Raw genomic sequence first — 11,546 nt, 5'->3', positions numbered from 1 at the left:
ACTGGAAACAGTGCCCCCTGGCAGCGATCTTCACCTTGGATATAGCGCATAAGAAAAATGCCCGCATCTTGCGATGCGGGCATTTTCTTGAACCGGAGAGCAGATTGCTAGGTTTTCACACAATCTGGAGAGGCCGGGTTTTTTATGGGCGCGATTTTTTTCAGGCGACTCGATCAGTCGTTGAAGTCTTCCCAGCCGCCCATTTGTTTCCAGCGGTTGACGATGCCGCAGAACAACTCGGCAGTCTTTTCGGTGTCGTAGCGCGCCGAGTGGGCCTCGCGACCGTCGAAGTCGATATCGGCAGTCTGGCAGGCCTTCGCCAGCACGGTCTGACCGTAAGCCAGGCCAGCCAATGTTGCGGTGTCGAAGCTGGAGAACGGGTGAAACGGGTTGCGTTTCATGTCCAGGCGCGCGACAGCGGCATTGAGGAAACCCAGGTCGAAACTGCTGTTATGCCCCACCAGAATTGCGCGTTTGCAGCCGTTGGCCTTCAGGGCCTTGCGTACACCGCGGAAGATATCGGTCAGGGCCGTCTCTTCGCTGACTGCCATACGCAGCGGATGATCGAGCTTGATTCCGGTGAACTCCAGGGCCGCCGCTTCGATGTTCGCGCCTTCGAAAGGCTCGACCCGGAAGAAGTAGGTGTGTTCGGGGAACACGAAGCCTTTTTCATCCATGCCGATGGTGACAGCCGCAATTTCCAGCAAGGCATCGGTGGCACAGTTGAAACCACCGGTTTCAACGTCGACGACTACCGGCAGGTAACCACGAAACCGGGCTGCCATCGGATGGCGAGAGCCACCACCGTTATGGCCGTCTTGTTCGTCGTCGAAATGGTCTTCACTCACAAGTGTTTCTCCAGCAGACGCCAGCGCAGTTTTTCACCAGCGCGCAGCGGGATTACAGACAGCTCGCCGAAGGGCAGGCTGGTCGGGGCGGTCCATTCTTCGCGAACCAGGGTGATGCGATCGGTGTTTACCGGCAGACCATAGAAGCGCGGGCCGTGCAAACTGGCAAAGCCTTCGAGCTTGTCCAGCGCATTACGCTGTTCGAAGGCCTCGGCATACATCTCGATCGCAGCATAAGCGGTGTAGCAACCGGCACAACCACACGCGGCCTCTTTGGCGTGTTGCGCGTGCGGGGCCGAATCGGTGCCGAGGAAAAACTTCTCGCTGCCACTGGTGGCGGCGTCGAGCAGTGCTTCCTGGTGGACATTGCGTTTGAGGATCGGCAAGCAATAGAAATGCGGGCGAATCCCGCCAACCAACATGTGGTTGCGGTTGTACAGCAGGTGATGAGCGGTAATAGTTGCGCCAACATTGGCCGAGGCCTCGTTGACGAACTGCACGGCTTCTCGGGTGGTGATGTGTTCGAACACCACTTTGAGTGTCGGGAAGCGCTCCACGACCCGACGCATGTGTTCGTCGATGAACAGCTTTTCACGGTCGAAGACATCGACATCGCCGCGAGTGACTTCACCGTGAATCAGCAAGGGCAGCCCGACTTCGGCCATGGCCTCAAGTGCGGGAAAGATCTTGTCGATGCTGGTAACGCCAGAGTCCGAGTTGGTGGTCGCGCCAGCCGGATAGAGCTTGGCGGCGTGCACAAAACCACTGGCCTTGGCCTCGCGAATCTCGGCAGGCTGAGTGCGATCAGTCAGGTAGAGCACCATCAGTGGTTCGAAACGGCTGCCGGCCGGGCGCGCAGCGAGAATACGCTGGCGATAGGCATCGGCTTCGGCGGCGTTACGCACCGGTGGTACCAGGTTGGGCATGATGATGGCGCGGCCAAAGGTGCGCGCAACATCTGCGACAGTATTGGGCAGCACAGCACCATCGCGAAGATGTATATGCCAGTCGTCGGGACGCAGCAGGGTCAGGCGGTCGGACATTGGGGATTCCAGGCGGGTCAAACTGAGGGGAATGCTACCGGAAAAGACTCTCTCAGGCACTCGCTATCAAGTTTTGCAGCAAGCTTCCGATATCCCATAGGTGTGCTGTAAACAAGTGATATGCCGTAAACGTGTGTGTCGGTCTTTTGTATAGAAGCCAGTGGAGCCTCCCGTGCGCCAGCGTTATTTAGCCTTGCTCAGTGTGTTTGCCAGCCTGCCCGCGATGGCTCTGACTTTCCAGACGCGTCTGGAGAGCATCGAGTGGACAGTCGAAGGCGACAAATTCGAGTGCCGTTTGAGTCAACCCATTACCGACTTTGGCTCGGGTGAGTTCGTTCGGCGTGCGGGCGAGCAGGCAACGTTCCGTCTCAAGGCCTACAACTCAGCACTGAGTGGCGGCTCGGCGACTTTATTGGCGGCCGCTGCGCCTTGGCAGCCGGGGCGCGGTGACATCAATCTGGGTTCGGTAAGAACCGGCAGCGGTGATGTGTTGTTCAACAGTTCCCAGGCACAGGCCGGCCGACTGTTTAATGGCCTGCTGGACGGTCGCAGCCCGGTGGTTCGCCATTACTCTCGTGATGGGGGTGTTTCTGAAGTCCGTTTGCTTGCGGTCAAGTTCAGTAAGGCCTACAGCGACTATCAAGCGTGCACGGCGAAGCTGTTGCCAATGAACTTCGAACAAGTGAAGCAGGCCGAGGTCGGTTTTCCAGGCGGCGGTATCGACCTGGATGCGCAGGCCAAGGCCAAGCTGCAAGTCATGCTGGCGTTCCTCAAAGCGGATCCGACCGTCAATCACATCGAGCTCGACGGCCATTCGGACAACAGTGGTAATCGACTGACCAATCGCGATCTGTCGCGCCGCAGAGCGCTTGCGGTGCTGGACTTCTTCAAGGCCAATGGCATCCAGGAGTCGCAAATCACTATGCGTTTCCACGGTGAGCGCTACCCTTTGGCTCCCAACACCAATGCCTCCAATCGGGCCAGGAATCGCCGGGTCAATGTTCAACTAGAGCGTGTTGCACCCAGCGAAAAAACCGCCCCACAGATCAGTTCCGCAAGCAACGCCGCGGCAACTTCCTGAAACGGCTGTAGTCGTCGCGCGTTCGACATAATCTGTCGCTTCGTCGTCATAAGCTGTCGCGCCTCTGTAAATTATCCTGTTTGAACGGTAGACTTGAAGGCTTTCCGTACAACCCGGTGGAGTGATGGCATGGCGGACGTAAACAAGGTCGTTCTGGCGTATTCCGGCGGCCTGGACACTTCGGTGATCCTCAAGTGGCTGCAGGATACTTATAACTGTGAAGTGGTGACGTTCACCGCTGACCTGGGTCAGGGCGAAGAGGTCGAACCTGCACGCGCCAAGGCACAAGCCATGGGCGTAAAAGAGATCTACATCGACGATCTGCGCGAAGAGTTCGTACGCGATTTCGTGTTTCCGATGTTCCGCGCCAACACCGTTTACGAAGGCGAGTACCTGCTGGGTACCTCCATCGCTCGTCCGTTGATCGCCAAGCGTTTGATCGAAATCGCCAACGAAACCGGCGCCGACGCCATTTCCCATGGTGCAACCGGTAAAGGCAACGATCAGGTCCGTTTTGAACTGGGCGCCTACGCGTTGAAGCCTGGCGTCAAGGTGATTGCTCCTTGGCGTGAATGGGATCTGCTCTCCCGTGAAAAGCTGATGGATTACGCTGACAAGCACAACATCCCTATTGAGCGCCACGGCAAGAAAAAATCCCCGTACTCGATGGATGCCAACCTGCTACACATCTCCTATGAAGGCGGCGTGCTGGAAGACACCTGGACCGAGCACGAAGAAGACATGTGGCGTTGGACAAAGTCCCCGGAAGACGCCCCGAACGTCGCAACCTATCTTGAGCTGACCTATCGCAATGGCGATATCGTTGCTCTGGACGGCGTTGAGATGACGCCTGCGACCGTTCTGGCAACGCTGAACCGTATCGGTGGCGAAAACGGTATTGGCCGTCTGGATATCGTCGAGAACCGTTATGTCGGTATGAAGTCCCGCGGCTGCTACGAGACGCCGGGTGGCACCATCATGCTGCGTGCTCACCGTGCAATCGAGTCGATCACCCTGGATCGCGAAGTGGCTCACCTCAAAGACGAGTTGATGCCTAAATACGCCAGCCTGATCTACACCGGTTACTGGTGGAGCCCTGAACGTCTGATGCTGCAACAGATGATCGATGCGTCTCAGGCACACGTGAATGGCGTGGTTCGTCTGAAACTGTATAAGGGCAACGTCATTGTCACCGGCCGTAAGTCCGATGAGTCGTTGTTCGATGCAAACATTGCGACGTTTGAAGAAGATGGCGGCGCTTACAATCAAGCGGATGCTGCAGGCTTCATCAAACTCAATGCGTTGCGTATGCGTATTGCCGCAAACAAAGGTCGGAAATTGTTCTGATTGATTGAATGTGAGTAAAAAAGATGGCCCTGCAATAAGCAGGGCCATTTTTTTGTGTACTGTTTTTTTTCTTATCCTGCCTCATACGCCTTGCGCTTAATTCGCGTTGTCTTATTGCGTGTTTCCTGGTGTCAGTCATTTGCCTGGCAGGTCTGCGTCAATGTACGCGCGCTCAAGTTGTAAACCAGGTAGAAAGAGTGTTTGGTCTTGTCTTGATTGAGTATTTTGAACGCGTTTTGATTAATAAGCTGGGCCGATTTCTGATTGACAAGAAAAATGATGAGGTCGCGGGCGTCTGGTGTGCTGCGTATTTTCTGGCCGATCTCGGTGATTAAAGTATCAACGTCCTTTTTTGTATTTATCCTCCGAGTATCAATAATGTGTAGGCCGTGCAGTGTATGGGGTAGATGAAAGGTGTATTGCATGGCGTGATGGGTGAGTAAGTTGACAGGTGTCGGTGGGTCTTGCGCATTGCGGTATGAATAGCGGCACTTGTGCTGCCGGAATATAAAACTCTGCGGCGGGCATTTAACGAGTCTTTCAGGTGGGTGGAAATTTTCCGCACTGTCTGTGGTGTTGTTATGTTGCTTTGGGAGTGGGGCATTCGACGGTGGGGCTTTAGTTTTTCTCGAGCGAGTTGCACCGTCGATGACCTTTATAAAGTCTTCTCCTTTCTCGAAGTCGGAAGGCGCGTAAAGCGATTTGTAGTTAAAATTCAATGTGACAAAGAAAAGAAGTATCAGGCAGAACGGAAAACTGATCAAAAACCAGACGTAGACATCCCTGTCACCGTCGTCAAGGAATGGAAGCGATACGGTTGCAGAGGCTTCCGTCAGCGCGGCGAAAATGGCAATGATGGTCATTGGGTTGGTTATTTTATTTTGAGGTGTATTCATTTTCTTCTCACTTAAGAGTGTTGTGTTTTTATAGTGTGGTCAAAGACTCCGACGGTAAGTGTTAGCGTGGTGCAGGTTGATGGTTGATTTTTTGTTGGGCTTTTGTTGTTTATAGTGATTCTAGATTCGGTTTGATAGTGGGTGGTTTTTTTAATTAGGGAGGACGTTAAACGAAAGTATATGTCTGGCAGGTTTGTTTTGTGCTGCGAGAACTCAACATAGTGTGTAGTACTCTTCTGGTTGTTCCGATGTGTATCGAATAGTCATGTGATACAAAAAAGCTTTGACTCAAGGTAGGGCCCGTGGCGATTAAACTTAAAGACACATCCTTTTTAGTGCTTTTTTGTAGGGCGAATCCGCGTTATTTGTAGGGATGCTCTCTGGGTGCTGGTGAGTGGGGGGGGCGCCATGCCAAGGGGGAAATGACTAGGCTATTGTGCTGACTCTAAAAATTCGAACAGCGAAAATTGGACTTGCCCATGAATAAAGTGCTGATCGTGGATGATCATCCCGTCATTCGTCTTGCTGTACGTATGCTGATGGAACGTCATGGCTATGAAGTCATTGCGGAGACGGATAACGGCGTGGATGCCTTGCAGCTGGCTCGTGAACATTTGCCGGATATCGTTATTCTGGATATCGGAATTCCAAAACTTGATGGTCTGGAAGTTGTCGCGCGTCTGACATCAACCCCAATGCCTTTCAAGGTATTGGTGTTGACCTCGCAGGCACCGGGGCATTTTTCCATGCGGTGTATGCAGGCTGGCGCCGCAGGGTATGTGTGTAAGCAACAGGATCTGACAGAGCTGCTGAGCGCGATCAAGGCAGTACTTTCCGGTTACAGCTACTTCCCCAATCAGGCGTTGCATACCGTCCGCTCGAGTTTGGGAAATGCCAGCGAAGCGGACATGGTGGATCGTCTTTCTGGTCGGGAAATGATGGTGTTACAACAGCTTGCACGAGGAAAGACCAATAAGGAGATTGCCGATGGGATGTTTCTCAGCAACAAAACAGTGAGTACCTACAAGACACGCTTGCTGTTAAAACTCAATGCCCGCTCGTTGGTTGACCTGATCGAGCTTGCGCAACGCAATGGATTGGTTTGAATCCCGACACTAAAGACAACAAGAAAGGGGGACGGTATTACGCGTTGCTCGGCCTTGAACCGGTTTGTCTGTGTCTACCTGAGTGCTCGCAACCTATGCTTTTCTCTTGGTGTCCTTGCATACGCTAATTGTTTGCCGTGCTGCACCAAGCACTGCTCTATCGGTCGACAGGACGTCTCTGCGAAAAAGCCAGTGGCCAAGTGCCCCGGGTAGCCGACAAAAAAGCCTCCGTTTCGGGAGGCTTTTAGGTGTTAATCGTCAAAATCGTAATCGGCCAATTGCTTTTGCAGACGGCGCTCTTCCAAAAGGTTGTCAATGGTGCGGCGTTTGCTGAGATTGGTCTTCGCGACCTCCACCACAGGCTCGGCATCCTCTGACTCAACGGCGGTGAAGTCGTCTTCTACGTCCAGTTGCTCTTTACTAGCGCTCATAAAGTTAACTCCAGGCTAAGACTGCCATTGGGGCTCCTTATAGCGATAATCCGGTGCCGGGTAAAAAAGATTTTTTCAATCGATCGATCATCAAACTCTATGGATGCTCAATCGTCAGAGGTCTTGTGCTTGTATTCGCACAGGTCTTCGATCCGACAGCTGCCACAGCGTGGCTTGCGGGCCTGGCATACATAGCGTCCGTGGAGGATGAGCCAGTGGTGCGAGTCGAGCAGAAACTCCTTTGGCACGAACTTCATCAGTTGTTTTTCTACCTCGACGACATTTTTCCCCGGCGCCAAGCCTGTACGGTTACTGACCCGAAAAATATGCGTGTCGACCGCCATGGTGAGCTGGCGAAAGGCCGTGTTGAGCACCACGTTAGCGGTTTTACGTCCCACGCCGGGGAGTGCTTCAAGCTCTTCGCGTGTTTGCGGAACTTCACCGTTATGACGCTCTACCAGCAATCGGCAGGTTTCGATCACATTCTTCGCTTTGCTGTTGTACAGGCCGATGGTCTTGATGTATTCCGACAGCCCTTCGACACCGAGCGCATGGATCGCCGCAGGTGTGTTGGCGACCGGGAACAGTTTCGCTGTGGCCTTGTTGACCCCAACGTCCGTCGCCTGGGCAGACAGGATGACCGCGATCAACAGCTCAAACGGTGAGGAATAAGCCAGCTCGGTTTTCGGTTCCGGATTGTCTTCGTGAAGCCGGCGGAATATTTCCAGACGTTTTGCGGCGTTCATGGGTAAAGCGTTTCCTTGAAGGCAGTCAGTGTGGTTTGGAAGAGGCGGCCCAAGCCTGTTTCGCAGCGATCAGCAGCCCTAGCAGGATAAACCCGCCTGGCACCAGAGTGAGCAAGCGTGGTCCCGTATCCTGGGCCCATAGCCAGAGCTGCCAGTGAGTATCGACGGATCCGGCCAGCCACGACAAATGGCTGCCGAGCGAACCCGTTCCCAGCACCTCGCGCAACGTGCCCAGTGCAATCAACAGCACGCCAAACAGGCCAAACAGTCGCAGGCGTTCAGACATCAGGCTGTGTTCGAAAAAGCCGTTGAGTTCGAGCAACACGCATTGAAGGGCAATCAGTCCAAGATATATGCCCAGGCTTCGATGCAGCTCAAGAGTCCAGACTTGCAAGGCCAGTTCTGCACAACTGACGATCGTCGCGGCCAGCACAATATTGGCTGCCAGGCGCAGACTGGGACTCAGCCAGGTCCGAATCGCTTTCATGGTCATGCCATAGATTGCGATGATCACAATGGACATCAGCCACAAACCGACGGCCTTGACCAAGGTGTCGCTGACACCAATCAGCGGCGCGAGCATCAGCGAATTGCGCAGTGTCGAGGTGTTAGTCATGAGCAGGCTTTCCCGTGAGTTGTGCCTGATGCTCGTCGAAATAACGCAGCGCATCATGAATGGCGCTTATCACCGACCTTGAGGTAATTGTCGCTCCGGCCATCTGATCGAATTGACCGCTGTCCTTTTTAAGGGCCCAGCCCGAGTCGGGCGGATCATTGCGTGATTTGCCGGAAAAGCTTTGCAACCAGGGATTCGGGGTCGCCGCAATTTTCCCTCCAAGCCCTGGGGTTTCTGACTGTTTGAGGGTTTTTACGCCCAGCAGCTTGCCGTTTGCCCCGATCCCGATCAACAGCTCAATAGGGCCTGCGTAGCCAGTCGTCTGACTGCGCAGAATCACCGCGCTGGGTTGACCTGATTGAGTCGCCAGGTACCCGCCAAGCAATTGGCTACTGCCAAGCTCTACGTCTGTGAGCGACAGCGGGTGGTCCAGTGGCTGATTGTCGTAGATGCCTTGGGGCAGCATTTCCAGCAGGTTGCGGTTTTGTATTGCTCGTTGTTCTGCCGCTATGCGCGGCGCGGCGACGTATTGCACGAAGAATGTCGCGGTTCCACCCAGACCGGCCAAAAACACCAGGATCAGTATGCCGACGTTTCTGTTCATTGCGCTGACGGCTCCGTTCATGACGCAGACGGCTCTGGTTGGGAAGCGAAGAGGCGTTCCAGCGCGGGCACGGCGAGGTTCATCAAGAGGACGGAAAATGCCACGCCGTCGGGGTAACCGCCCCAGGTTCGAATGAGATAGGTCAGCAGGCCAACGCCTGCTCCGAACAGCAGTCTGGCTTTTGGGTTTTTGGCGCCGGAGACCGGCTCGGTGACGATAAAGAACGCCCCGAGCATGCTCGCGCCCGTCAGCAAGTGAAACAGGGGAGAACCATGAGAGTCGGAACCCGAGCCGTTCCAGCAGAGCAAGCTGATGACAAACAGGCTGGCAAGCATGCCGACCGGAGCGTGCCAACTGAATACCCGCCGTTGTAGCAAAAATGCGCCGCCGGCGAGGAATGCGAGATTGACCCACTCGGCGCCTTTGCCACCCCAGTGGCCGAACGCAGTATTGCTGGCGAACAGTTCATCCATGGTCAGGCTTTTGTTAATTCTCACGCTGTCCAGGGCCGTGGCCTGGACCCAGGCATCAGGCGCTGAGCCGCTGAAGTTGAAGCCGAAAATCTGTTGCAAGCCACCGAGCAGGTCCGTGCCATGGGAGGTCGGCCAGTGAGTCATCTGCTGAGGAAACGACACCAGGACCAGTGCATAGCCAAGCATCGCTGGATTGAACGGGTTTTTGCCGACACCGCCATACAGGTGTTTACCAAAAAACAGCGCAAACGCGGCTGCGCTCAGGGTCAACCACCATGGGCAATAAGGCGGCAATGCCAGTGCCAGCAAGGTGGCACTGACCAACGCGCTGCCGTCGCTCAGAGAGGGCTTTAGAGGGCGTTTGCGCAAACTGAGGGCGGCGGCCTCAACGGCCAGCGCCGTGGACCCGGCCAGCAGCAAGTTGATCAGCACGCCCCAGCCGTATAACCACAGCAAAACAAAAATGCCCGGCAGTGTCGCCAGCAGCACCAGTTTCATTGCCTGCTGAAGACGCTCGTCAACCGTTTCAAGAGGCGCCATAGGCTTCTACCTGACGCTCGGCTTCGATCAGTCGGTTTCGAGCCTTGGTCATGAGTTCTGCTGATGTCTCGGGACGTCGCTCAAGCTTGCTGACATCCGCGCGAGCGTAGGCCAACTCCGTTTTCAGCTGCCGAAGCTGGTCGTCGATGGGCCGTTTCTCGACCCGCATCAGATCTGGCGCGGGTTGCTCACTGGCGTTCTCGGCGCGGTGCAAGGCCTGCTCCGCTTGTGCCAGAGCATTGCGCAGAGCTGCAATGTGCTCGCTCGTTGCTTCGTTGCTTTGAGCTTTTTTCAGTTCGGCGCGGCGCATGGCCAATTGGATTTTCGCGCGTTTGAGATCGGCATCTTTGCCCGGCGCCGGCTGTGGCGCGGGTGCTGCACTGCTCTCCAGTTGTGCCAGCGCACGTTCTGCGGCCTCGAACTGTCGTTGCAGAATGATCAGCTGTGACTGCTGTTCAAAGGTCGGCGGATGCCCGAAGGCTTTCAGCGACTTGTTCAGCTGTGCGCGGCTCATGGCCAAATCAATCTTGGCCTTTTTCACGGCTGCATCGGCAGCGGCGGCTTTCTGCGCTTGAACCCGCTCGATGGCGGCTTGGATCGGGTCGACTGAAACCTCGCTGGGCTGCATCGCGCGCTGGGCGCGTGCCAGGCGCTCGGCCAACTTTTGCTCTTCTTCGCGGCGCAGGCGGGCATTTCGCTGTTCGAAACGACTGCGTGCGTGATTGCGTTTTTCGGTGCGGGCGCGTTGTTCCTCGAGGCTGAACGCCAGCCCACCGACAATCGGCAGCACCGTGGCCAGCGGCAATGGATGCATTTCAATGCAGTCCACAGGGCAAGGCGCCACGCAGAGGTCGCAGCCGGTGCATTCGTCGATGATCACTGTGTGCATCAGTTTGGCCGCGCCGACAATCGCGTCCACCGGGCAGGCCTGAATGCATTTGGTGCAACCAATGCATTCTGCTTCACGAATAAAGGCGATTTGCGCAGGGGCGGAGCCACGTTCCGGGTCCAGTTCCAGAACCGGTATTTTCAGCAGTTCCGCCAGCGCCGAAATGGTCTCGCTGCCGCCCGGTGGGCACTTGTTGATGGCCTCGCCGTTGGCAATACCTTCAGCGTAGGGTTTGCATCCAGGGTGGCCACATTTGCCGCATTGGGTCTGCGGCAACAGGGCGTCGATGCGTTGAATCAGACTCATGTTTTGATCAGTCCGGTGAAGCCGAGAAATGCCACTGCCATCAACCCGGCGCTGATCAATTCGATCGGCAAGCCACGAAAGGGTAGCGGAACATCATTAGTGAGGGTTCGCTGACGCAAATCGCTGAACAAGCTCAACACCAGCCAAAAGCCCAAGCCTGCGCCGAGGCTCAACGCGGTCGTATAACCCAGGCCTTTGTCGTCCTGTGTGCTGAGCAGAATCAGGCCGAGTACGCCAGCGTTGCCCAGCAACAGAGGCCAGAGACCGCTGAATGGCAGCTGTGGAAACCCGCGCGAAAGCAGGTTCAGGATCGGGTTGATCAACAGAACGCTGAGAGGCAATAAGACGAACAAACGCAGCGACGTCAGCGCAAGCGGTTCCAGCAGGTAGTGATAGAGCGCATAGCTCAGTACGCAACTGACCAGCATCAGGCAGGTTGTTGCGATGCCCAGGGCATGCACTTGCCGACGCTCGGCACCCGGTTCGCGGCTCGTCTGCAGCAGCGGATCGACGCCCAGCGGCCATTGCAATACGAAATTATTGATCAGGGCAGCGCTGATAAGCGTGAGAAGCATGTCGGTCATGATCGTGCCGGGTTGAGCGAGCAGGTCTGTCTACCT

13 protein-coding genes are annotated in these 11,546 nt (G+C 55.5%); 3 read left to right on the top strand and 10 right to left on the bottom strand.

The features are described from left to right. Nucleotides 1-173 precede the first annotated feature (173 nt). Nucleotides 174-848, bottom strand: coding sequence for a ribonuclease T (gene rnt / locus ACN1C3_RS32345; RefSeq protein ID WP_419119794.1), 675 nt, complete (start codon nt 846-848; stop codon nt 174-176). Beyond that, nucleotides 845-1,891: a dihydroorotase gene (gene pyrC / locus ACN1C3_RS32340; protein WP_419119793.1), complete on the bottom strand. Its 1,047-nt coding sequence runs from the start codon at nt 1,889-1,891 to the stop codon at nt 845-847. Before pyrC ends, rnt begins: the two co-directional genes overlap by 4 nt. 172 nt (nt 1,892-2,063) lie before the next feature. Between pyrC and ACN1C3_RS32335 the strand changes: the two genes are divergently transcribed. After that, nucleotides 2,064-2,972 carry a flagellar protein MotY gene (locus tag ACN1C3_RS32335; RefSeq protein WP_419119792.1) on the top strand — a complete coding sequence of 303 codons (909 nt, stop codon included), beginning with the start codon at nt 2,064-2,066 and terminating at the stop codon, nt 2,970-2,972. Between the two features lie 129 nt (nt 2,973-3,101). After that, a complete protein-coding gene (locus ACN1C3_RS32330) occupies nt 3,102-4,319 on the top strand; it encodes an argininosuccinate synthase (RefSeq protein ID WP_419119791.1) in 1,218 nt (405 codons plus the stop codon). A 131-nt stretch (nt 4,320-4,450) separates the two neighbouring features. Here ACN1C3_RS32330 and ACN1C3_RS32325 read toward each other — a convergent pair whose 3' ends face one another. Continuing rightward, entirely contained in the window at nt 4,451-5,215 is a 765-nt protein-coding gene (locus tag ACN1C3_RS32325; RefSeq protein ID WP_419119790.1) for a hypothetical protein, read from the bottom strand. Nucleotides 5,216-5,694: 479 nt separating this feature from the next. Between ACN1C3_RS32325 and ACN1C3_RS32320 the strand changes: the two genes are divergently transcribed. Further along, nucleotides 5,695-6,321, top strand: coding sequence for a response regulator (locus tag ACN1C3_RS32320; RefSeq protein WP_419119789.1), 627 nt, complete (start codon nt 5,695-5,697; stop codon nt 6,319-6,321). Between the two features lie 251 nt (nt 6,322-6,572). Here the strand turns inward: ACN1C3_RS32320 and ACN1C3_RS32315 are convergent, their stop codons facing one another. The 7 genes from ACN1C3_RS32315 to ACN1C3_RS32285 form a co-directional block, all read right to left on the bottom strand. Beyond that, nucleotides 6,573-6,752: a PA3496 family putative envelope integrity protein gene (locus ACN1C3_RS32315; RefSeq protein ID WP_419119788.1), complete on the bottom strand. Its 180-nt coding sequence runs from the start codon at nt 6,750-6,752 to the stop codon at nt 6,573-6,575. A gap of 107 nt (nt 6,753-6,859) precedes the next feature. Next, nucleotides 6,860-7,498, bottom strand: a complete 639-nt coding sequence (gene nth, locus ACN1C3_RS32310) for an endonuclease III (RefSeq protein WP_419119787.1) — start codon at nt 7,496-7,498, stop codon at nt 6,860-6,862. 25 nt (nt 7,499-7,523) lie between these two features. Then, complete coding sequence (locus ACN1C3_RS32305; RefSeq protein WP_419119786.1) at nt 7,524-8,114, bottom strand: Rnf-Nqr domain containing protein; 591 nt, start codon at nt 8,112-8,114, stop codon at nt 7,524-7,526. Continuing rightward, nucleotides 8,107-8,718, bottom strand: a complete 612-nt coding sequence (locus ACN1C3_RS32300; RefSeq protein WP_419119785.1) for an RnfABCDGE type electron transport complex subunit G — start codon at nt 8,716-8,718, stop codon at nt 8,107-8,109. Before ACN1C3_RS32300 ends, ACN1C3_RS32305 begins: the two co-directional genes overlap by 8 nt. A gap of 17 nt (nt 8,719-8,735) precedes the next feature. Next, nucleotides 8,736-9,731, bottom strand: coding sequence for an RnfABCDGE type electron transport complex subunit D (locus tag ACN1C3_RS32295; RefSeq protein ID WP_419119784.1), 996 nt, complete (start codon nt 9,729-9,731; stop codon nt 8,736-8,738). Continuing rightward, nucleotides 9,718-10,926, bottom strand: coding sequence for an electron transport complex subunit RsxB (gene rsxB / locus ACN1C3_RS32290; protein ID WP_419119783.1), 1,209 nt, complete (start codon nt 10,924-10,926; stop codon nt 9,718-9,720). Before rsxB ends, ACN1C3_RS32295 begins: the two co-directional genes overlap by 14 nt. Then, entirely contained in the window at nt 10,923-11,510 is a 588-nt protein-coding gene (locus ACN1C3_RS32285; RefSeq protein ID WP_419119782.1) for an electron transport complex protein RnfA, read from the bottom strand. Before ACN1C3_RS32285 ends, rsxB begins: the two co-directional genes overlap by 4 nt. Nucleotides 11,511-11,546 lie beyond the last annotated feature (36 nt).

The sequence above is a fragment of the Pseudomonas sp. H11T01 genome, from assembly GCF_048515765.1.
Lineage (GTDB): Bacteria > Pseudomonadota > Gammaproteobacteria > Pseudomonadales > Pseudomonadaceae > Aquipseudomonas.
The sequence above is the reverse complement of the archived record's forward strand: the minus strand, read 5'-3'. Positions and strand labels throughout refer to the sequence as shown.